This window comes from Sphingobium yanoikuyae, assembly GCF_013001025.1.
Taxonomy (GTDB): Bacteria; Pseudomonadota; Alphaproteobacteria; order Sphingomonadales; family Sphingomonadaceae; genus Sphingobium; species Sphingobium yanoikuyae_A.
In genome coordinates this window covers 3,986,050-4,007,282 of the sequence record NZ_CP053021.1, presented here as the reverse complement: position 1 = coordinate 4,007,282, position 21,233 = coordinate 3,986,050, and the positions used below count along the sequence as shown (strand labels likewise).

At 63.1% G+C, this 21,233-nt stretch carries 18 protein-coding genes and 2 pseudogenes; 10 read left to right on the top strand and 10 right to left on the bottom strand.

The genetic code is table 11. From position 1 onward, the window contains the following. Positions 1-21: 21 nt before the first annotated feature. Both secF and HH800_RS19300 read left to right on the top strand, forming a co-directional pair. The gene (secF, locus tag HH800_RS19305; protein ID WP_004208741.1) at positions 22-1,005 is read left to right on the top strand and encodes a protein translocase subunit SecF; all 984 of its coding nucleotides are present in this window, start codon (positions 22-24) and stop codon (positions 1,003-1,005) included. 86 nt (positions 1,006-1,091) lie between these two features. Further along, positions 1,092-1,403 (top strand): MTH938/NDUFAF3 family protein, encoded by a 312-nt coding sequence (locus tag HH800_RS19300; RefSeq protein WP_235681923.1) that lies wholly within the window; start codon positions 1,092-1,094, stop codon positions 1,401-1,403. Here HH800_RS19300 and HH800_RS19295 read toward each other — a convergent pair whose 3' ends face one another. The 5 genes from HH800_RS19295 to HH800_RS19275 form a co-directional block, all read right to left on the bottom strand. Beyond that, positions 1,404-1,949: a nucleotidyltransferase family protein gene (locus HH800_RS19295; protein ID WP_169863375.1), complete on the bottom strand. Its 546-nt coding sequence runs from the start codon at positions 1,947-1,949 to the stop codon at positions 1,404-1,406. 5 nt (positions 1,950-1,954) lie between these two features. Then, the gene (locus HH800_RS19290) at positions 1,955-3,538 is read right to left on the bottom strand and encodes a Na+/H+ antiporter (protein WP_169862002.1); all 1,584 of its coding nucleotides are present in this window, start codon (positions 3,536-3,538) and stop codon (positions 1,955-1,957) included. A 70-nt stretch (positions 3,539-3,608) separates the two neighbouring features. Continuing rightward, positions 3,609-4,742: an endo-1,4-beta-xylanase gene (locus tag HH800_RS19285; protein ID WP_169862001.1), complete on the bottom strand. Its 1,134-nt coding sequence runs from the start codon at positions 4,740-4,742 to the stop codon at positions 3,609-3,611. A 323-nt stretch (positions 4,743-5,065) separates the two neighbouring features. Then, positions 5,066-6,097, bottom strand: a complete 1,032-nt coding sequence (locus tag HH800_RS19280) for an IS110 family transposase (protein WP_020818605.1) — start codon at positions 6,095-6,097, stop codon at positions 5,066-5,068. Between the two features lie 124 nt (positions 6,098-6,221). Next, on the bottom strand, positions 6,222-9,563 hold the full coding sequence (locus HH800_RS19275) for an autotransporter domain-containing protein (protein ID WP_169862000.1): 3,342 nt from the start codon (positions 9,561-9,563) through the stop codon (positions 6,222-6,224). Between the two features lie 336 nt (positions 9,564-9,899). On the opposite strand from HH800_RS19275, the gene HH800_RS19270 reads away from it, so the two are divergent. The 4 genes and pseudogenes from HH800_RS19270 (at position 9,900) to HH800_RS19255 (ending at position 12,839) form a co-directional block, all read left to right on the top strand. Next, positions 9,900-11,018: a Ppx/GppA phosphatase family protein gene (locus HH800_RS19270; RefSeq protein WP_010337284.1), complete on the top strand. Its 1,119-nt coding sequence runs from the start codon at positions 9,900-9,902 to the stop codon at positions 11,016-11,018. Further along, positions 11,015-11,689 carry an RlmE family RNA methyltransferase gene (locus tag HH800_RS19265; protein WP_004208734.1) on the top strand — a complete coding sequence of 225 codons (675 nt, stop codon included), beginning with the start codon at positions 11,015-11,017 and terminating at the stop codon, positions 11,687-11,689. The genes HH800_RS19270 and HH800_RS19265 overlap by 4 nt, the downstream gene beginning before the upstream one ends. 50 nt (positions 11,690-11,739) lie before the next feature. Further along, positions 11,740-11,970, top strand: a pseudogene (locus tag HH800_RS19260) (magnesium chelatase domain-containing protein); the annotation flags it as partial. 413 nt (positions 11,971-12,383) lie between these two features. After that, entirely contained in the window at positions 12,384-12,839 is a 456-nt protein-coding gene (locus tag HH800_RS19255; RefSeq protein ID WP_046761711.1) for a hypothetical protein, read from the top strand. 330 nt (positions 12,840-13,169) lie between these two features. Here HH800_RS19255 and HH800_RS19250 read toward each other — a convergent pair whose 3' ends face one another. Next, positions 13,170-13,472, bottom strand: coding sequence for a helix-turn-helix domain-containing protein (locus HH800_RS19250; protein WP_046762542.1), 303 nt, complete (start codon positions 13,470-13,472; stop codon positions 13,170-13,172). Between the two features lie 323 nt (positions 13,473-13,795). On the opposite strand from HH800_RS19250, the gene HH800_RS19245 reads away from it, so the two are divergent. Next, complete coding sequence (locus HH800_RS19245; protein ID WP_046761710.1) at positions 13,796-14,410, top strand: hypothetical protein; 615 nt, start codon at positions 13,796-13,798, stop codon at positions 14,408-14,410. Positions 14,411-14,498: 88 nt separating this feature from the next. Here the strand turns inward: HH800_RS19245 and HH800_RS19240 are convergent, their stop codons facing one another. Further along, positions 14,499-15,338, bottom strand: coding sequence for a hypothetical protein (locus HH800_RS19240; RefSeq protein WP_169861999.1), 840 nt, complete (start codon positions 15,336-15,338; stop codon positions 14,499-14,501). Between the two features lie 127 nt (positions 15,339-15,465). Between HH800_RS19240 and HH800_RS19235 the strand changes: the two are divergent. Beyond that, positions 15,466-15,966: pseudogene (locus tag HH800_RS19235) on the top strand (ATP-binding protein); the annotation flags it as partial. A 4-nt stretch (positions 15,967-15,970) separates the two neighbouring features. Here HH800_RS19235 and HH800_RS19230 read toward each other — a convergent pair. From HH800_RS19230 to HH800_RS19220, 3 genes are all read right to left on the bottom strand, one after another. Further along, on the bottom strand, positions 15,971-16,357 hold the full coding sequence (locus HH800_RS19230) for a bactofilin family protein (RefSeq protein WP_169861998.1): 387 nt from the start codon (positions 16,355-16,357) through the stop codon (positions 15,971-15,973). Then, the gene (locus HH800_RS19225) at positions 16,338-17,528 is read right to left on the bottom strand and encodes a M23 family metallopeptidase (RefSeq protein WP_169861997.1); all 1,191 of its coding nucleotides are present in this window, start codon (positions 17,526-17,528) and stop codon (positions 16,338-16,340) included. The genes HH800_RS19230 and HH800_RS19225 overlap by 20 nt, the downstream gene beginning before the upstream one ends. Before the next feature lie 167 nt (positions 17,529-17,695). Continuing rightward, positions 17,696-19,972 carry a putative bifunctional diguanylate cyclase/phosphodiesterase gene (locus HH800_RS19220; protein WP_169861996.1) on the bottom strand — a complete coding sequence of 759 codons (2,277 nt, stop codon included), beginning with the start codon at positions 19,970-19,972 and terminating at the stop codon, positions 17,696-17,698. Between the two features lie 358 nt (positions 19,973-20,330). Here HH800_RS19220 and rpsL point away from each other — a divergent pair, with 358 nt between their 5' ends. Together rpsL and rpsG are read left to right on the top strand one after the other, a co-directional pair. Beyond that, a complete protein-coding gene (rpsL, locus tag HH800_RS19215; RefSeq protein WP_004208728.1) occupies positions 20,331-20,702 on the top strand; it encodes a 30S ribosomal protein S12 in 372 nt (123 codons plus the stop codon). Between the two features lie 15 nt (positions 20,703-20,717). Further along, a complete protein-coding gene (gene rpsG / locus HH800_RS19210) occupies positions 20,718-21,188 on the top strand; it encodes a 30S ribosomal protein S7 (protein WP_004208727.1) in 471 nt (156 codons plus the stop codon). Positions 21,189-21,233 lie beyond the last annotated feature (45 nt).

Here is a 21,233-nt window from a genome sequence, read left to right as displayed (position 1 = left end):
GAGGGGCGGGAGGAACAACCCATGAAACTTCTCAAGCTCGTCCCCGACAACACCAATATCGGCTTCGTCAAGCTGCGCCACTGGGCCTTTGGCCTGACGCTGCTGCTGACCGTGCTGGCGGTCGGCGCGACCTTCTACAAGGGCCTGAACCTGGGCGTCGACTTTGTCGGCGGCCTGATGATCGAGGCGAAGTTCCCGCAGGCGGTCGAGACCGACAAGGTCCGCGATACGATCGCGGGGCTGCGTGTGGGCGAAAGCTCGCTGCAGCAGTTCGGCGACCCCAAGACGGTGCAGATCCGCCTGCCGCTGCCCGAGCAGGGCGGCGCCGGCGCCGCCAATGCCGTGGTCGAAAAGACCCGCAAGGCGATGGAGGCGCAGTTCCCCGGCGTCACCTTCTCGCGCTATGACACGGTGTCGGGCAAGGTGTCGGGCGAACTGATCCAGAATGGCGTGCTGGCGGTCGTGCTGGCGATCATCGGCATCGCGATCTTCTCTTGGTTCCGCTACGAATGGCAGTTCGGCGTGTCGACCTTCGTCGCGATCGTCCACGACGTGCTGATGACGCTGGGCTTCTTCGCGGTCACCCAGCTGGAGTTCGACCTCAACATCATCGCCGCCGTGCTGACCATCGTGGGCTATTCGATCAACGACAAGATGGTGATCGACGACCGCATCCGCGAAAATATGCGCAAATATCGCAAGATGGACATGAAGTCGCTGATCGACCTGTCGGTCAACGAGACGCTGCCGCGCACGGTCATGACCTCGGTCACCATCCTGCTGGCGCTGGGCGCGCTGCTGCTGCTGGGCGGCCATGTGCTGCGCGGCTTCACCGCGGCCATGATGCTGGGCATCATCGTCGGCACCTATTCGTCGGTCTATGTCTCCTCCTCGCTGCTGATCACGCTGGGCCTGAGCCCGCAGACGTCCGAGAAGAAGGCGAAGAAGGGCGGCATCGCCGCCCAGGCCGAGCGCATGGGCCCGCGCGACGGAGCCCAGCCCTGAGCGACCGTCAAACCGGAATCGAACTGCGCCGCGACGATAGCGGCCAGGGGCCGATCGTCACCGGCTTCCAGGGCCGGGGCTTCCGGGTGAAGGACGATGTCTTCTCGGACGGGCTGTTGCTCAGCCCCGTCCGGGCACTCGCCTGGCAGGCCGCCCCGCTCGTGTCGGCGATGAGCGTCGCAGCGCTGGGCGACCTGTTCGACCATCTGGAACTGAAGCCTGAATTCCTGCTGCTGGGTACCGGCAGCGGGTTGCAACAGCCGCCCCGCGCCTTCGTGCGGGAGCTGGAAGCGCGCGGCATCGGCGTCGAGGCGATGGACAGCCGCGCCGCCGCCCGTGCCTGGGGCGTACTGCGCGCCGAAGAACGCTGGATCGTGGGTGCGTTGCTGCCGCTCTGATCAGCCGGGCTGGAGCCGGGGATAACGCGCCAGCCACCGCTTGGCGCACACCCGCGCATCGAAGATCGCCCGCCTTGCGCCGAGAAAGGCGGGGCCGGGCACCAGCCGCAAGCCGAACAGATCATCAAGGCCGAAGGGGGCGTTGACCTCCAGCCGGTCGTCGGGCGTCAGGCAAACGCCGACGGCGGTCGCCGTTTCGGTCCAGTGGCGCATCGCATCGGCAGCATCGGCATAGGGTGCGTCCCGATTGCGCAGGTGCATCCGCGCCTGATTCTTGACCGACCAGTCGACGTCCGGGCGCAGCGCGGCCAGTTGCCGCTGGATCTGCCGGTCGAGCGCAGGATCGGTCCGGCCGGGATCGAACCAGATGATGTCGATATCGCCGACGGGTATCGACGGGGCGTAGCCGTGGAGATGGTCCCAGACCGCATCGCGCACGAAGCCGGCGGCGACCCAGCCATCGGGCAGGTCGAGCGAGCGGAGCAGATGCAGGATCGCCATGCGCCAGGGATCGGCGTTCAGCAGGTCGCGCAACCGCGCTTCCATTGGGCTCACGACTTCATCGACCAGGCGGTCAGCTCCTCCAGGTCGAGGTCGTGTTCCAGTTCCTGCAGCACATGTTCGTCAATGTCGCCGGCGCGGTGCAGGCGCAGCAGTTCGGCGCGGCCGGCGGCGATTGCCTCCAGCACCAGATCGAAATGGGCGTGGAGCCGGTCGGCGAACTGTTCTTCCTGCCCGGCATAATTTTTCGAGAGGACGGCGCGGCGCTGATAGCGTTCGAGCAGTTGCGGGTGGATGAGTTCGCCCGACGCATCATAGGCGAGCTGTTCGACGCGCACGGCCTGGACCCTGGCGATGGCGGCTTCGGCATCGCTCATGCTGAGGCGGGGGCGATCATGAATCGGGTCGGAGAGGCCCGCCCAGCGGATCAGCAGGCCAAGCGTCGTGCCCTGGATCAGGACGGTGCCGAGGATCACGCCAAAGGCCGCGACCAGCAGGAAGTCGCGTCCCGGAAAGCCCTCCGGCACGGAGAGCGCGACCGCCAGCGTCACCACGCCGCGCATGCCGGCCCAGCCAAGCACGGTGGCGCCGCGCGGGCCGACCGGGCTGTAGCGGCGCAGGCCCATTGCGCGCAGCAGCAGGATGATGGCGTCCGAGCCGAACACCCAGACGAAGCGGGCGGCGGTGAGGGCGAGCAGGATGAGCAGCACGGGCACCGCCATATTGTCGAGCACGACGGCAAAGCCGCCGACCCGGTCGACCACCCCGCGCAGCGAGGAGCCGATCAGCATGAACACGGTCGCTTCCATGAGGAAGATCATCACCGCCCAGAAGGCGGTGCCGCGCATCCGCACCGAGGCGGACCAGACGATATGCTGATACCAGCCGCAGATGAGGCCGGCGGCGACGGTGGCGATGACGCCGGAGACATGGAAGGCTTCGCCCAGCAGATAGGCCGACCAGGGCACCAGCATGGAAGAGGCGATCATCAGATAATCGTCACCCAGCCGCCGGACCAGCAGCACCCAGATGGCGCCGATCGCGCCGCCGACCACCAGCCCGCCGACGGCGAGCAGGATGAAGCTTTCGAGGCCGGCGACCGCGCTGAAGCTGCCGGTGGCGACGGCGGCGATGGCGAAGCGGAAGAGGACCAGGCCGCTGGCGTCGTTGAACAGGCTTTCGCCCTCCAGCAGGACCGACAGGCGGCGGGGGAGATGCACGCGTTGCAGCACGGCGCGCGCGGCAATGGCGTCGGGCGGCGATACGATCGCGCCCAGCGCGGCGCAGGCGGCCCAGGGCAGGGAGGGCATCAGGGCATGGGCGACCGCGGCCACGACAAGCGTGGTGAAGATCACCGCGCCGATCGCCAGCGACATGATGCCGATCAGGTGGCGGCGCAGATGGCCGAGCGCAATGAACCAGGCGCCGTCCATCAACAGCGGCGGCAGGAAGATGACCAGGACCAGTTCGGGGTCGAGCGAGATGACCGGCAGGCCGGGCACGAAGGCGAGCAAGGTGCCGCCGGTCAGCAAGGCGACCGCTGGCGGCAGGCCCAGCCGATGCGCGGCATAATGAAGCGCGATGATCGCCAGCAGCATGGCCACCAGCAGTTCGAACAATTCCACCGGATGCATCGGCCTGGCCCCTGTCTGTCGATCACCCTACCCTAATAGGGTGGCCGATCCTGTCCAGCGGTCCGCCCGATCATCGCACCGGACAGGCGGCGATGGCGGCGGCGATCGCATCATAAAAGGGTTTGGGCCGCAGGGCATCGTCGAAGGGGTTGCCGCGCATGGGCAGGCCGTCGGACCGGCGCCTCCGGGTCGGATAGCTGTCGCGATTGAGATTGGAATAGCGATCGCTGAGGCCCCAGCAGATGATCTGGGAGACATTGCGATGGCTGAGCGTGATGTCGAGATAGCCCTTCACAAAGGCGGCGATTTCGGCATCGCGTCTGGCCGGCTCCTGGTCGCTCAGATGGCGGTCGGCGCAATCCAGTTCGGTGACCAGCACCGTCATGCCCATGGCGTCCAGTTCGGCAAGGAAGCGATTCCAGGCCCGTTCGTCGCGGCCGCGGCCGAGCGTATTGCCCAGATGGCTCTGTATGCCGATGGCATCGACCGGGACGCCGCGCTTGAGCGCCTGTTCCAGCACGCGCAGCACGGCGTCGCGATGATCGGGATTCTGCTCCCAGCTCATATTGCCATTATAGACGCGCTGCGCATGGGGGGCATATTGCGCCATCAGTTGAAAGGCGAGGTCGAAGAAGCCCATGCCGAGGATGCGGGTGTAGATCGAGTTCTTCAATTGTCCGCTCTGGACGACGAACGCCTCGTTCACGCAGTCCCATGATTCGATCTGGGGGAAGGTGGTCGCAAGATAGCGGGCATGGTCGTTCATCAGGGCGATGAGCGGCGCGCCCCCCTTCTGTGTCAGCGCAGCCTCATTGGCGATCAGCCAGCCGGGCACCCGATCATCCTGATTCCAGACGAACGTATGGCCCCGCGGCGACATGCGGTGGCGGCTGGCGAAGCGCAGGACGCGCAGCGCCTTTGCCGGGTTGCGCTGACCCTCCTTGGTTTCGAGATATTTCCATTTGAAATTATTCTCGGCGGTCAGCACCGAACATTCCCGGACGATCAACTGGGCAAAGGCCGGATCATCCAGATGGGTGGGCGATACGGCGGTGCCAAAGCGCAGGCCCCGGCTGCGGGCGATGGCGTCGAGACCGGAAGGCGGCGCGACGGCCAGGCCGGGCGCGCAGGACAGGGCCGGGATGGCGCCCGCCGTCAGCGACAGCATGTGCCGGCGGGACAGGGGCGGGCCATGGTCTTTCATGCAGCATTTGTCCGAGCGGAGAGGCGCAGAGGCAATCGGTAATTGGCCGGAGGGGGCTGCCCGCAAAAAAACGTATGGCCCGCCCCGTTTGCAAGTAGGATTTTACGGTGTTCTGATCAGTCTGCGTCAACGTATGCGGTCTCACGGGAGCATCCCGTGGCCAAGATGGACATCCGCACGTCTGGAGCCACAATAAGGGAACCGGCAACAGGTGCCATTTTTTTGCCCGGGCTTTCCAGACGCCGATCGACTGTCAGGCCATCTTCACGATCCTTCCTGCAAACATCGTTGGGCTACGCGCGCAGAAGCACGCAGCCGATCCGTTATGCCGCTGCTGGATAGCCGCGTTCGAAGCTCACTTCTTTGCGAAGGGCTGCCCAAGCGATCCGCGCCAGTTTATTAGCCAATGCGACGACGATTGCGTTGCGATGAACTCCTCGCTCGATCATTCCTGTCAACCAACGTCCCAGCGGGGTTTCGCTGCGCGCCAGTGACGGTAATGCTGCCCGGGCGCCATGGATGAGCAAAGTGCGCAAATAGGTGTTGCCACGCTTGGAGATGCCGAGCAGCCGGGGCTTGCCGCCGGTAGTATGTTGCCTGGGTACCAAGCCGAGCCAAGCACCCAAGTCTCGCGCTTTGGCAAAGCTGCTGGCATCGCCCACGGCTGCAATCAAAGCGGTTGCGTTCAACGTGCCGATGCCGGGGATGGACGTGAGCCGCCGGGCAGCTGCATCATTGCGAGCCAGTTCGACAAACTCGCCGTTCAGTGCCTCGACCTTGGTATCAAGTTCGTGCCATTCGGCGCGCAGTTCACCCACCAGTTGCTTCAAGCGTGGTGATAGGGCCGTATCTTCGGCGGCCAGCATGGCATCAATGCCCAACTCCAGCTTGCGCCGGCCGGCCGGAAAAATGGTCCCCCGCTCCAGGAGGATCGCCCGCAGTTGGTTGATAAGGTTTGTGCGCTCGGCTACCAGGCGGGACCTGACGCGGTGGAGGGTCTGGATGTCCAACTGCTCCTGAGTCTTGAGTTCGACGAAGCGCATAGTCGGGCGCGAGGCGGCCTCGGCAATCCCCTCCGCATCACGATCATCATTCTTCTGCGCTTTGACATACGGGCGTACGTACTCCGGCGACATCAATCTGATTTCGTGCCCCTGCGCGGCGAAAAGGCGACCAAGGTTGTGGGCACCACAGCACGCCTCCATTGCAATCACGCAAGCCGGAAGCTTGGTCACGTAATCGATAAGTGTCTGTCGGCGCATCGACTTACGCACGATGACAGCGCCTGCTGCATCAACGCCTACGACACTGCAGGCATTCTTGCCCAAATCAACGCCAAGGATAACAATAGACATCGGTCCGCTCCTTTCCTTTTCAAGCACCGGCATCATACCTGATGCCGGGGAAAAGGGGCGGGCCATCCCATAAGGGCCGCCCCATGCGGGACGGCCCAATGCTTCTGTTGCCGGGGAGCTGCTGTCAGAAGCGGAATTTGAGTGCGGCGCGATAGCTCTGATAGCTGAGGTTGCCGCGCCAGGCGGTGGTGTCGGCCGACAGGCTGATGTCGACATTGCCGGTGCTGAGAGTCAGGCCGCCGCCCACTTCGCCCCAATTCTTGTCCGCCCCGCCCAGCGCGAAGGGCGCGAGCGATCCGGTGCCGCCGACGAAATTGGCCAGGAAATAGGCCGGCTGGTCGCGGAACTCATGGACATAATTGGCGGTCAGATAGGGCTTGAACCCGCCGACATCGATCTTTGCCGTGGCCCCCAGGCGGCCCTGCGCGCTCTGGATCGCATGGCGATGGATCACCAGCGCGGTGTCGCCGCCATATTCAGCGAGGTTGCCGCCACTGATATAGGCGCCGCGCAGCGAGGCGCGCGGCGTGATGGTGAAGGCGTCCCCACCCAGCGGCGCGCCGATGCCGATCTCACCCGACAGGGCCAGTTGCTGGTCGCTGCCGCGCAGCGTGTAGGGGGTGGTGCCGACCGCGAAGGCGCGCTTGGTCCTGCTGGTGAGGGTGCCGGCGCTGCCGACGCCATCCAGAACCACGCCGCCCAGATCCCAATTGCCATAGACGGTGGCCTGGTAAAGGCGGGCACGGGCGGTATCGCCGATGCCGGTATTGCCCTTGAGCTCGCTATAGGATGCGGCCAGGCCGATCACGGCATCGTCGCCGATCATCTTTTCGATGCCGGCCGCACCATACCAGCCGTCGAACTTGTCGCGACCGGTGGTGATGGCACCCCGCATCGGATCGCTCTTGCCGTCGATATAGCCGCCGGCGATGAAGGCGCTGACGTCTTCAGGCAGGGCATTTTCCTGGGTGACGGTTTCGTTGCCGCCGCCCTGATCCATGCCCAGGTTGAGATTGTTCATGCTGAGTGCGGCGAGCTGGAGCGGCTGACCGGTCATGGTCAGCGTGCCGCCCATGCTGCCACCGCTGACGCGTGCCAAGCGATCGCGATAGAAGCGGGCCATATTGTCGTTCAGCACCTCGGACATGGAGGTGCGGAGCGCTTCGGTGCGCGGCGCCATGGCTTCGAGTGACGCCTGGATCGCGGCGACGCTCAGCAGGTCGGCCTCACCATAGAGGGTGGCATAATTGCCGTAGAGGGCGCGGTTCTGATCGAGCAGGCGGGCAAAGCTGGTCTGCACCTGCGAGCCGCCATTGACGACGCCGGCATAGGTGCCGGCATCGATCGTGACGCTGACGCTGTTGGCGCCATAGGTCAACACGGGCTTCAGGATGGCGCTGATGTTGGTCGGTGTGTCGAACGTGCCTTCGACGCCGCCTTCCGCAGTCAGGAAGGTGTAGCGGCTGCCATAACGCAGCTTGGCGCCGCTCGCCGCGCCGAAGACGACCTTGCCATCGACCGCCGCGACGCCTTCGACATCATCGGTGGCCTTGACCGCGAGCAGATCGGAACCGCTGCTGCCAAGGTCGACATGCAGCGTGCTGCCCGAGGAGAGGATGGCATTACCCTCGACCGTGAGCGTGCCGACCGTGCCGATGCCGCCAGGCGCGACCACGCCCATGATGTTGGTGAAATAGGGGGTGCGCAGCGTGCCCTTGCCCGAGAGCAGGCCCGAGAGCAGCAGATAGTCGCCCGGCGTCTCGACTGCGCCATCGACGTTCACCACGCCGGCGAGATGATTGATGTCCATCAGGCTGGTGAGCGACCCGGCGCTGGTCACGTCGAGCGTCGAGCCGGTGCCCGAGATGGTGAAGCGATCGACGGTGGCGTCGATGTCGAGCGTGGTCTTGCCGGCGGCGCTGAGCGTGACGTCATAATAGCGACCGACGATGCCCTGCGCGGCGACCGGGTCGATATTGTTCGGCACGAAATTGGTGGCGCCGGGCAGGCCGTTGGCCAGGGTCGCGGCGGGCAGGACGGCATCGCCCTCCGCCTGGGCCTCGACGATGGCCTCGTCCGCCAGGCTGGCGGCACCATCGGACGGGCTGCGCTCGGCGATCTCAACCTTGCCCTTGTTGTCGGCGACGGTCTTGCTGCCGCTGCTGCCGCTGGTGGTGGTCGCGTCGGTCGCCTCGACCGGCTCGCCATTGATCAGCAGCGTGTCGGTGCCGACGTCGTAACAGGCGTCGTCCGAGCCATCATTGGGCTGGTAGCAGACCTGGCCGAACTTCTGCGCATCATCCTCGCCAAAGGCGCCAGCGCCGGGCGTGGTCGGCACGCCGTTCACCAGCGATCCGTTGCTGTCGATGATCATGTAATTGGGATCGAGCGCCGTCACCCAGTGGCTGGCGTCGCTCCACTTGCCGTCGCCGGCCTTGGCCGTGGCGTAGCGATAGGGATTATTCTGCGCGATCCAGTCCCAGAAGAGATAGAGCGGCTGATAGAAGGCGGAGCCGCCATAAGAGCTTTGCGGCTGTTCCAGGAAGTAGCGGCTGCCGCCCGACAGGACGCCCAGCACCACCTTCTGGTCGAAGGTCTGGTCGAGGATCAGCGGGCCGCCGGAATCGCCGCCAGCGGTATTGCCTTCATTGGGAAGCGCATCGTCCTTGAAGACATTGAAGTCGAATTCGTTGGTCCGGGTCGGATCGTCGAAGTCGGTCTGGTAGAGATTCTGGGTATAGCCACCGCCCTCGCCGAACAGGAAAATGTCGATATCGTCGAGCGAGCCGAGCATGCCGAGGAAATTCTCGGCCACCTTGCGGCGATAATCGATGCCATAGCTGTTGCCGGTGGTGCCGCTGCCGCTGCGGCCATAGCCGGTGATCGTCACATGATAGCCGGTGCCGGTCGTGTCGCTGATGCTTTCCGGCGCGGGCAGGGCGGAAAAGAGCATCGCCCAGGTCGGCACATCGCTGGCCGGCGTGTCGAGCGTGGCCATCGCCGTGTCGCCATAGAGGAAGCTGAGCGCCGGCGGATCGAGCGAGTCCGGATTATAGGCGATATTGTTGACGTTGTAGACGCTGAGCGCGGTGTTGGTGCGATAGCCGTTGTTGATCCAGTTGACGAGGCCGGGGCGGGCGTTGCTCTGGAAGGCGAAGGCAACCGGAATGCCGTCATTCACCGTGCTGTAGGTGCTGGGGTCATAGTCATTGACGCAGTGGGCGGCGAAAATGACGGTGCGCGGATTGATCAGCGTACCGGTGCAGACATAGCCGTCGGCGCGATACATGATGCCGACGCCGTTCACATCGGTGCCATCGACGATGTCGGCCGGCGTATTATTGTCGTTCGGCACGACGGCATGGGCTGCCGGTGCGATGCTCAGAGCGGACAGAGCGGCCGATGCCAAAAGGGCAGAACGACCGGCGCGTGCCAACGGGCCCGCGCCATTCTTACGAATGCGCATGATGTTAACTCCCCAAAGACCGTTGGCGAGGCTATGCAGCTATTCGGCGCAAGACAATTGCCCAAAAATGAAAGTTTCTGTCATGTATCCAAAAAGACACAATGTTATCTTTGCGTTATGAATATCCAGCGTTGATTGACTGATCCGGCGGTCATGCCGTTTTCTATGTTAACGGTATCGATTATGTAATTTATGCAAATGTAATGGGTTGAAGAAATGCCGGGGATTTTCGGCTTGTTTCCCGCCCACTTGCGGAAGCGAACGGTTCCGCTTAAGCATGAAGGCAAGTTCCGATCGGATTTGCGCGATCGGCGATTGATGAAGTGAGATACGGCCTTGGTGCAGCATAGCCGCCCATCGCCGCAGAGTTCCGGCCCGGTTGGCCGCGTTTCGGGCAAGTCCGCCCGTTCCGGTTCGGGTAATGGGAGCAAGGCTGCGGCCATTACGCCCCCGTCGAAGCAACGGGGCCTTTATCCCTACACGGCGCGTGACCGCCGATCCTATGCGGCAATCGATCTGGGTACCAATAATTGCCGTCTGCTGATCGCCAAGCCGTCAGCGGACGGTTTCATCGTGGTCGATGCCTTTTCCCGGATCGTGCGTCTGGGCGAGGGGTTGGCGGCCACCGGGCGGATCAGCGATGCGGCGATCGACCGGGCCATCGCCGCGCTGTCGGTCTGTGCCGACAAGCTGCGGCGGCGCCATGTGACGCTGGCGCGGTCGGTCGCGACCGAGGCCTGTCGGCGGGCGAGCAATGGCGCCGAGTTCATCCAGCGCGTCTATCGCGAGACCGGGATCGCGCTCGACATCATCAGCGCGCAGGAAGAGGCGCGACTGGCGGTGCTGGGGTGCCACGCGCTGCTGGAAGAGGGCAATGGCCCGGCGCTGATCTTCGACATTGGCGGTGGATCGACCGAACTGGTGCTGGTCGATTCCCATTGCGACGGCGCGCCGCGCATCGTCGATTGGGTGAGCGCGCCCTGGGGCGTGGTGTCGCTGACCGAGAGTGAATTGTTCGACCATGCCAATCCGGCCGAGCGGCTGGCCGCCTATGGCCGGATGCGCGCGCGCGTGGCCGAGGCGTTCGCGCCGCTCGCCCGCCGCCTGCCGCAGGGCGAAGCCGGCATCAGGCTGCTGGGCACGTCGGGCACGGTGACGACTTTGGCCAGCCTGCACCTTGACCTGCCGCGCTATGACAGGCAGGCGATCGACGGGCTGATCGTGCCGAGCAGTTCGATGCGCGCGATTTCCGAACGGCTGTCGACCATGGCGCTGGCGGATCGGCAACGATTGCCCTGCATCGGCACGGAGCGCGCGGACCTGGTGGTCGCGGGCTGTGCCATTCTGGAATCGATCCTCGACATCTGGCCGGCCGAGCGACTGGGCGTCGCCGACCGCGGCATTCGCGAGGGCATATTGCGCGGCCTGATGGACCGCCATGGAGCAACGACGTGAGGGGTTCTGGCGCAGGCAAGGTGCGGGTGAAATCCGCCAAGGGTCGCACCGCGCAGTCGGTGCGCTGGCTGGAGCGGCACCTGAACGACCCCTATGTCCACAAGGCCAAGCAGGAAGGCTGGCGCAGCCGTGCCGCCTTCAAGCTGATCGAGCTGGACGAGAAATTCCATTTCGTGAAGGGCTCGCGCGCGGTCGTCGACCTGGGCGTGGCGCCGGGCGGCTGGGCACAGGTGATCCGCAAGATGGCGCCCAAGGCGGCCGTGGTCGGCATCGACCTGCTGCCGGTCGATCCGATTCCCGGCGTCACCCTGTTCGAAATGGACTTCATGGACGACAAGGCGCCGGACCTGCTGCGCGAGGCGCTGGGGCAGGAGCCGGACCTGGTGATTTCCGACATGGCGGCCAATACGGTGGGCCATGCCCAGACCGACCATCTGCGCACCATGGGGCTGGTCGAGGCCGCGGCGGATTTCGCCGTGCAGAATCTGCGCAAGGGCGGCACTTTCGTCGCCAAGGTCTTTGCCGGCGGCACCGATGCGGAGTTGCTGGCGGTGCTCAAGAAGCATTTCACCACGATCAAGCATGCCAAGCCGCCGGCGAGCCGCAAGGGCAGCGTCGAATGGTATGTCGTGGCGCAGGGATTCAAGGGACGGCCGGACGCGCAAGAGTAACGGGGACAAGCGATCGGCCGCCTTCATGGGGGAAGAAGGGGGCGGGGCCTTTGGTAGCGACGGTTTCGACGGTGGCCTATCTGGGCCTGGAGGCGCGCACGGTCGAGGTGCAGTGCCAGCTTGTTCCGGGATTGCCCGCCTTCATCGTCGTCGGCCTGCCCGACAAGGCGGTGGCCGAAAGCCGCGAGCGGGTGCGCAATGCGATCGCCGCGATCGGCCTGTCGCTGCCGCCCAAGCGGATCACCGTCAATCTCTCCCCCGCCGACCTGCCCAAGGAAGGCGTGCCTCTCACGTTTCTGAAACCTATCAATTTGGGTTAAGGTATCGGAAAAGCCTGTTTTTTTTGACACCGCCGAATTGATAGGCTGCCATAAAATCTGAGTGACCAGGGAAGTTCGAATTTTATATTCGAACTTCCCTGGTCGCAACCGCCGAAGGCGGCACTTCCTTAGCGCCACAGCCAACGTGTGCGGCAAGGCCTGAGGGGGCTGAAGACGGCTCCATGGGGCCACTTTGTCATTGAGGCTACACATCAGACACCTGGTGCCGCTCAAGAACCTGTGACAGGCGGGGTCACAGACGTGAGATGAGGCAGCGCCTGAGCGGGTTTTGTTGTCGATCAACGTTGGCGGTTGCTTTTCTCATTTTGGGACATTTAGAGGTCTGGCCGCAGATGCTCTAATTAGCGACTAAGGTGGCACTCGAAATTTTTGAGGTTTTCGAAATGCTAGACCTAATCCAGATAGTCTCATCCACAGGCAATGACATCGCGCTGAAGCAAGTCGAAAGGAAGTTGTTGGAATCTGACTTTAAGGCGATAATAGTCGACGCTGGCGGGCAAAATGATATTGTCGAAGCTGGCGCGAAGATGATTGAACAGATTGCTGAAAACTCCATCAATCCGACGCAGGTGCAAATTATTTCAGCAGATTCTTTGGAAGGGCTGATGCGATCCGACGCGTTTGCGGCGAGTTTGGGGAGAGATATGTCTGACCCCGCCGCTTACGGCGGATATCCGCCAGTCCTGGTTGTGGTTGGTTCACCCGAGTATGCGATCGCCCGTCCAAACGTTTTTTCAATCGATGAATTCGTCGGTCTTGAACTCGGCCAACTGCGTGACCTGTTTAATACGGATGACAGCGAACAGTAGCACGAGCCGGATGGCCAGGGGCGGCAACTAACCTGATCCACGAGAAATACCTGTCGTCCCGCAACCTCCCGTTTCCATGTGGTGCGGCATAATTCGCGCAGCACTTGTTGCGGATCCAGCGTCAGATGCCACGGACAAGATCGTCGATTTGCCTTGTCGCGCAACTTCGATTTGGCGATTGGCGATTCCCTTCAAGTCAGAAGGATTCTACTTCTTGATAGATGGTGGGACATTGGTGTTCGCCATCGATTAGCCACGGATCACGACAACGATCGTGCTGCCGGCTCTCTTGAGCCCCTGGTTCCCGCCGAAAGTCCGCCCAGACTCAAGCTATGCCCGAGTTTCTTCAGGTTCAAGACCAACCGAGTCGGGCTGGCAATCGGTGAGCTCGATCTCTCCGAGGATTTCGGAAGGCTTCACACCCAGGCCCGCCGCTAACGCGAATAGGACGTTGAGCGAGATGTTGAGCTCCCCTCGCTCGATACGTCCGTAACGAGCGCGTTCCACGTTTGCGAGTTGCGCGAATCGCTCCTGAGAGACGCCTTTGGCTTCTCTCAGGCTGCGAATGGTCGCTGCGAGCTTCTTTTGGGCCGTGCTGTACACTTGGCCGTTCAACGAAATACTTGCAATCACGGCAACGCCATATATAGCCACGCCATATATGGCGCTATGTGTTAGCACACTCGATAGGCAGGTCGGACCGACACTTCCTAGCGAACAGCCTCACACCCACTCGTTTGGGAAGAGGCGCTCATCGTGCTGATCCTCGTGGGCCGTAGGGAATGTCGGCCATCGCTTCGGCAAGCCGATGCACAGGAAAATAGTGGGAGCCTCAAGATGAATCTCGTCGCGGACACTTCTCAAGAAACACGCCTTGAGCATGCATCGTGGGGGTCCACCTCCTGTTTGGCATTCCTGATGCCTGAGGCGACGCGCCGCACACTCAGGTCCACGCAATGAAAACCGACTTTTTAAGTTACGAGTACGTGACGTCGCCTTTCAGACCGGATTGGGTCGGAGCATTGCCTCCGGGCGCAAAGATCGGCCTCATAAATGTGAGACGAAACAGTCAGCGGCTCGTCGCGGACATCAGTTGGGGGACGCTCGACGACGCTGGAAGCATAACGTCCGGGACCATCACTATTAAGTGGAAGAACCTAGAAGCCAGTCCGACAAGTGAGGCGGAAAAGCTCCGCCTCTATCGGAATGCCGCGAACGCCCTCAATCGGCGCCTCCGCGGCGTGGTCATAGAGAAGACCGACTATCGACCAAATAGTAGCCCAGAAACGTCGTTCCATGAGGAGGCTCAGGTTAAGCCTTCTTGGCTTCGCGCGGTAGGCGACGCGTATGCACTCTTTGACGAACTTCGGATTGAGGTGGCTGAAGGCATCGGCTTCAAGACGTTTCTTCGAAGATGGACGGAGAGTTCCGCAGAGGGGCAGATTATCGCTATGCTGGAAGCGTTTCGCACCCTTCGCGAATTTCGCCGGCAAGTCACAGCAGAGGTATTTACTCCAGATTTCAAGCGAGCAAAGCCGCCAAAGAATTTCAGCGACGTCATTCCGGGATGATGGTCGTTCGGATAGAAATTTGGCCTGGCGGGGACGAACAGGCCGCTTTCGAGATCGGCCGTATGAACTCCTCGCTCGATCATTCCTGTCAACCAACGTCCCAGCGGGGTTTCGCTGCGCGCCAGTGACGGTAATGCTGCCCGGGCGCCATGGATGAGCAAAGTGCGCAAATAGGTGTAGCGAGCAACTCAAATAAGACCGGACGCAGCGCCGGTCGGTATTCACTGACATTCGTTGTCCAACCAGGTGCCGCGAAGTAAGACGGGTGGATCGGCCACCAACTGCCCGGCGCCGTGGTGTATTTGTCCCGATCCTCTCTTAGCCGCTCATTGAAAGCCGCTTCTGTGGGCCGCCAATGATTGAGCGCCTCGTACTTTTTAATAGTTTCATCGAGATCATTAGTAAAATCTCGAATCTCATCAAAATACGTTGTGATCCAGGTTATTGCTTGATTGACGAGAAAGCAGGCCTGATATGCTGGTGTGGTAAAAGATCGCTCCGCAGCGACACGGCAGATCGATTTAGCAATCTTCGAGATGCCATCCTCGCCTTCAAACGGCTCGAATTTGATCGGATCATGGGTAAGATATTTTCGATAATAGAATAGTAACTGCGGCGCAGTCAGGAATGATATTATCCGATTCTCCGAAAGCGCACCTTCCTCGATTTCGTTGACCAGATCATCTTCCTCATCGTCTTGGCCCGCGCCTTTGCGAGGTTGGATTGAAAGGCCTTGTCCGCGGATGAAGTCATCCAAATCATGCGAAACGGATGCCGGAAGACTCCGTGTGTGAGGTGCGCCGAGCGCATTGGCGAGCGGCTCTTTCCGGGCGTACTTCTTGTTCCCTTTGCAATAGAAGGGAATTTCGAACTCACCCGTCTCAATTTTCTGGATGAGTTCTCCGAGCCGCTGCCGATATGGGGGCAATCCGACGATGCCGCCGACTTCCAGGTCTTTAACGAGGTCATCAATATCGTCCTTAGTGAGCTCCGCGTTGCGCTCAATCCCGCGGGCGTGCCTCCAGCGGACAAAGGCAAAGTAGTTCCTGTTGTTTATAGGGATGATCGCGGCGATGAATCCCTGTCGCTGTGGCCATCTGTCCGACCCGGCCCTGGCCTGTTCGCGCGCGCCGCGCTGCGCCAGCGATTATCAGGCGAAGGTGTCCGGACCGCTGCTCGATCGCATCGACCTACATGTCGAGGTGCAGGCGGTGACGGCGGCCGACCTGGTGCTGCCGCCGCCGGCCGAGGGATCGGCGGAGGTGGCCGCGCGCGTCGCGGCGGCGCGCACGCTACAGACCCGGCGCTATGCCGGCAGCAAGGTGCGGACCAATGCCGAGGTGGATGGCGAGCGGCTGGAGGATGTGGCCGGGCCGGACGAGGCCGGGCGGCAATTATTGGCACAGGCCGCCGCCGCGATGAAGCTGTCGGCGCGCGGCTATACGCGGGTGTTGCGGGTGGCGCGCACGATCGCCGACCTGGCCGGCGCGGAGCAGGTCGGCCGGGTGCATGTGGCCGAGGCGCTGAGCTACCGGCGGCGGGCGCCGGTCAACTGAGTGCTTAGGCTGCGCTGTCGCTGGTAATGAGCTTGAGGTCGGCGGCCGCGACCGGGCCATTATCCTTATGGGCAAAGCGACCCTCGACCCGGCCGCCGGCCTCAATCGTGATCCGCTCATAGGTCACGTCGCCGGTGATGCGGGCGGTGCTTTCGACCACCAGTTCCTCGGCGCTGATCGATCCGTCGACGAGGCCCGCCAAGCGCGCGCTCTGCGCGGTGACATGGCCGATGATGCGGCTGTCGGGGCCCTGGACCAGCGCGGCGCAGCGAATGTCGCCGTCGATCACGCCGTCGACATGCAGGTCGACGGTCGCGGCGAGATTGCCGGTGATCGTCACGTCGCTGCCGATCAGCGAGAAGGGGGTGTGCTTAGCCCCGGTTGCCGACATCGGCGAGACGGGCCGTGGCGATTTGCTGGACTTGGAGAACATCTTTGCGGGCCTCGAGGAAACGGCGGGGATTGATGGGATCGCCGTTGACGCGCACCTCGAAATGAAGATGCGTGCCGGTCGAGCGGCCGGTGGAGCCCATGCGGGCGATCTGGTCACCGCGCGCGACCTGCTGGCCGACACGGGCGTTGAAGCCGGACAGATGGGCGTAGCGGGTCATGATGCCATTGCCATGGGTGACCTCCACGACATTGCCATAGCCGCTGCGCTGGCCGACATAGCTGACCTTGCCGGGGGCGGCGGCCAGGATCGGCTGGCCATAGCGGCCGGGAAAGTCGAGCCCGGCATGGAAGGCGGCGTGGCCGTTGAACGGGTCGCGACGATAGCCATAGGAACTGCTGAGCATCGGCGTGCCGGTCGGCTGGCCCGACGGGATGCGCAGCAGGCTGGTTTCCAGAAATTCCATGCGAGAAAGCGCGGTGGCGAGCTTTTCCAGCTCGGCCGGCATCGCATCCTCGTCGCCATGCCAGGGGACGAACGGGCCACCCTGGGCGCGGGCCGCGTTGCGGGCGAGCGCGTCGGGATTGAGGCCGAAGCTGCGGATCGCGGCGGCGGCCTTCTGCGCGCGGGCTTCGACGGCGCTGGTCAGCAGGGCTGCGAAGCGACGCTGGCGGGCATCGACCTGCATCAGCGGTGCGGCTTCGGGCGCCATGCTGATCTTGGTGTCGAGCTTGCCATTGGCGGCCTTGTCGGTCGCGGCGTCGGCCTTGCCGACCGGGGCATTGGCCGCAGCGTCGCCGGGCTCGCCAAAATGCGTCTTGTACAGATCGTCGATGAAGTCCTGGCGCGCTTCCAGGTCATGGGCGAGGTCGTTCACCGACTTGCGATAGCCATCGACCTTGCGTGCCTTGCTGGCCACGGCCGCGCCCTTGGCATCCAGCATCGCGCGGTCATGAGCGACGGCAGCGCTGCTCGCCAACATCGACACGGTGACGGCGCCCCAGCCGACCAGGCCGGTCGACAGGATGCCGAGCGCCAGCAACTGGGCGCGCTTGGAAATGCGGATGAACTTTACCTGGCCGCCCGAGCGCAGGAAGATTTCCCGCTCCGGGCACAAGGCACTGAGCCTGGCCCAGAGGGTGGCGACCCCCTTCTTCTTGCGCTGCGACAATTGCGACCCCGTAACTATTTATTTCGGTGAGTCGGGCCGGTAGCAAAAGAAGATCGGACGCGCGAATCCGCAGCCGCGGACTCGTGACGAGTCGAAGCTAAACCGGGACGAAATGATCTTCGTCCCATTTGGTTCCCTGGCTTTGAAAATATTTTTCGTGATGCGCTTCAGCTTCGGCGGGCGAAGCGGGAAGGCTCAAGAAAGCTGGGTAATTGCGATGCCGGAACGGCAGCGCTCCAATAATAGCCCTGGCCATAATGGCAACCACCTGATCGCAAATATTCCAGTTGTTCAATCGTTTCGACGCCTTCGGCGACGGTCTTCACGCCCAGGCTGTAGGCGAGATTGAGCACGGTGCGCACGATGGCGGCATCGTCCGGGTCGGTTTCCAGGTCGCGCACGAAGCCCTTGTCGATCTTGATGACGTCGATCGGAAACTGCTTGAGGTGGGACAGCGAGGCATAGCCGGTGCCGAAATCGTCGAGGGCGATGGCCATGCCCGCCTGGCTGAGGCGCTGAAGATTGCGTTCCACCACATCGACATTGCGGCCAAGGAAGACGGATTCGGTGACTTCCAGCTCGATCCGGCGCGGTTCGACATCGGCATGGGCGAGGCGGGCGAGCAACCGGTCGGGGAAGGCGCGGTCGTGCAGTTCGACGCCGGGGACATTGACCGCGACATGGCCGAAATCGATGCCGGCGCTGGTCCAGGCCCGGCAATCGGCCAGCACCTGGTCGATCATCCGTTCGGTGATCTTCCGGCCCAGTTCGGGATGTTCGAAGGCGGCCAATATCTGGTCGGGCATCATCAGCGTGCCGTCCGGACGGACGCAGCGCAGCAGCGCCTCGAAGCCGATGACGCGGCCGTCTTGCAGGTCGACCTTGGGCTGATACCAGGGCACGGGCTGGGCATGGGCGAGCGCATCGCGTGCCCGCTCCAGCATCCGCGCCTCGGTCTGCCAGCTTTCCAGCAGGCCGGGCTCGAACAGGCAGGCGCGCCCGCGTCCGCTATTCTTCGCCTCATACAGCGCGATGTCGGCATGCTTCATCAGGTCGATCATGTCGCCGGCATGGTCGGGATAGAGGGCGACGCCCATGCTGACGCGGCAATCAATGTCGCGCCCGCCATGGCGCAGCGGCATGTGCAGGCGCGCGATCATGCGGCTGAGGATGGTGTCGAGGTCGGCCAGGCCGCGCAGGCGGGTGAGGATGACGGCGAACTCGTCGCCGCCCATCCGGGCGATCATGTCGGCGGGGCGCACCGAGTCGCGCAGCCGTTCCGCCACGGCGCACAGCAGAGCGTCGCCCGCATCATGACCTGCGCTGTCGTTGATCCGCTTGAATTCGTCGACGTCGATCAGCACGACCGCCATCTGGCCGCCGGATCGTTCGGTCGACTGGGCCGCCTGCATCAGGCTGGCCATGAAATGGGATCGGTTGGCGAGGCCGGTCAGGGCGTCGGTCATCGCCAGATGGGCAAGATGGCGTTCGGCCTGCTTGCGGTCGGTGATGTCGACGATGCTGGCGAGGATACATTGTTCGCCGGCGAGCAGGATCGGGCGGGCACCCAGCAGGACATCGCGGATGATGCCTTCGTCATTGGCGAGGCAGCATTCGTCATTGTCGATGCTGTCGCCCCGCGTCAGTCGGTCAAGCAGGCGCAGCGGCGGGGCATGGTCGACGATCAGCGCCAGCCGGGCGACATCGTCTGCGGTGCCCAGGTTGCGTGTGGCGGAATCGTTCATGCGCAGGACGGTGCCGTCGTCGCGGATAACGATCAGCGGCAACGGCACCGTCATGAACAGCCGTTCGAGCGCTTCGCCATTGGCGGCGAGGGCGACGCGGGCGGCCTGCGCGTCCTGGCTGGCGGTCCATTCCAGGCGCTGCAACCGGTTGGTGCGGGCGATCGCGATCCACATGCCGCAATGGAGCATCAGCACCGCCATGATCATGCCGGGCATGGTCGGCGATAGAGGCGCAGGGGCCAGATAACCGATCAGCAGCGCGACGCCGCAGCCCAGGCCGCCGCCGACATTTCCCCGGAAGCTGGTCGGCACCACCAGGTAGAAGACGAGCGGCAGCATCACCAGAACGAAGATGGCGATGTCGCTGCGCGAGGAGACGAGGAAGGCGACACCGATGGCGGTGATGCATTGCCAGACGAAACAGATGCGCTCGACTGCCTTGAAGCTGTGCATGTAGCGGCACAGGCCCAGGCTGACGAGTGACCAGAACACCACGACCAGGCGGGCGGGCACCGCGACCCAGAAATGGGGCGTCCCGGCAAAGCGCCAGTCGCTCAGCAGGAAGAGGGTGTTGAGCAGCGCCGACAAGGCGAAGAGCAGATGGGCGTGGCGACGCGATTCGGGCAGTCGATCGGCCTGGAAGGCGGCCTCCCGTTCCGGGCTGTGGAACTCGCCGCTAATGCGGGAAAGTGCAATCACGACTGGTCCATCTGGATATGGGGCTGCGGGGAAAGATCCCATAATCTGCAGCATGTTAGCAAAATGATAAAATGTCATTCACTATGTGGCGCGCGCATCTCCGTGCGCCTTCGGGCGCCGTGCTTGACCCTTCCGTCCCCCGTCGCTATAGGGCCGCTGCCCCGCGCTATGCGTCTGGAAGACTCGTTTTCCCGCCGCTTTCCGGGGCAAGCACTAGAGCTGAACATTATCGGCTGTCCCTGCGGCTCCGGGCGGATCTTGTCCGTCGGGGGCCTTTGCCGTTCGGAATTTTCGTGATTCCGGCCGGTCAGGAACGCAGGTGGCGTCCGGTAAAGTAACTGAAAAGGTGAAGGGCTTCATGCCAACAATCAACCAGCTGGTCCGTAAGGGCCGCGAACTGCAGAAGACCAAGTCCAAGGTCCCTGCGATGGATGCGAACCCGCAGAAGCGTGGCGTTTGCACCCGCGTCTACACGACGACCCCGAAGAAGCCGAACTCGGCTCTCCGTAAGGTGGCGAAGGTGCGTCTGGTCAACCAGCGCGAAGTCATCACCTACATCCCGGGTGAAGGCCACAACCTCCAGGAACACAGCGTCGTGCTGATCCGTGGCGGCCGTGTGCGAGATCTTCCGGGCGTGCGCTATCACGTTCTTCGCGGCGTTCTGGATACCCAGGGCGTCAAGGATCGCAAGCAGAGCCGTTCGAAGTACGGCGCCAAGCGTCCGAAGTAAGGGGAGAACAGTAATATGTCACGTCGTCGTCGCCCCGAAAAGCGCGTTATCCTGCCGGATCCCAAGTTCGGTGATATCGTGCTGTCGAAGTTCATGAACAGCATCATGCAGGACGGCAAGAAGGCCGTCGCCGAGTCCATCGTTTACGGTGCGCTCGACACTGTCGAAGCGAAGTCCAAGAAGGACCCGATCGGCATGTTCCATGACGCGCTGAACAATGTGAAGCCCGGCATCGAAGTCCGCAGCCGCCGCGTCGGCGGTGCGACTTACCAGGTCCCCGTCGAAGTGCGCCCCGAGCGCGCCCAGGCGCTGGCGATCCGCTGGCTGATCACGGCTTCGCGCAACCGCAGCGAAACCACCATGGCTGCCCGTCTGTCGGGTGAGCTGCTGGACGCTGCCAACAACCGCGGCAATGCCGTCAAGAAGCGCGAAGATACGCACCGCATGGCGGAAGCGAACCGCGCCTTCTCGCACTACCGCTGGTAACAGCAGGGCGGGCGCTTATGTGCCCGCCTTGTTATTTGGTTTCCA

Coding starts and splice junctions, on each gene's coding strand:
- rpsG (WP_004208727.1), top strand. CDS start 20,718: ATGTCACGTCGTCGTCGCCCCGAAAAGCGCGTTATCCTGCCGGATCCC.
- secF (WP_004208741.1), top strand. CDS start 22: ATGAAACTTCTCAAGCTCGTCCCCGACAACACCAATATCGGCTTCGTC.
- HH800_RS19275 (WP_169862000.1), bottom strand. CDS start 9,563: ATGCGCATTCGTAAGAATGGCGCGGGCCCGTTGGCACGCGCCGGTCGT.
- HH800_RS19280 (WP_020818605.1), bottom strand. CDS start 6,097: ATGTCTATTGTTATCCTTGGCGTTGATTTGGGCAAGAATGCCTGCAGT.
- HH800_RS19295 (WP_169863375.1), bottom strand. CDS start 1,949: ATGGAAGCGCGGTTGCGCGACCTGCTGAACGCCGATCCCTGGCGCATG.
- HH800_RS19230 (WP_169861998.1), bottom strand. CDS start 16,357: ATGTCGGCAACCGGGGCTAAGCACACCCCCTTCTCGCTGATCGGCAGC.
- HH800_RS19245 (WP_046761710.1), top strand. CDS start 13,796: ATGAAAACCGACTTTTTAAGTTACGAGTACGTGACGTCGCCTTTCAGA.
- HH800_RS19290 (WP_169862002.1), bottom strand. CDS start 3,538: ATGCATCCGGTGGAATTGTTCGAACTGCTGGTGGCCATGCTGCTGGCG.
- HH800_RS19285 (WP_169862001.1), bottom strand. CDS start 4,742: ATGAAAGACCATGGCCCGCCCCTGTCCCGCCGGCACATGCTGTCGCTG.
- rpsL (WP_004208728.1), top strand. CDS start 20,331: ATGCCAACAATCAACCAGCTGGTCCGTAAGGGCCGCGAACTGCAGAAG.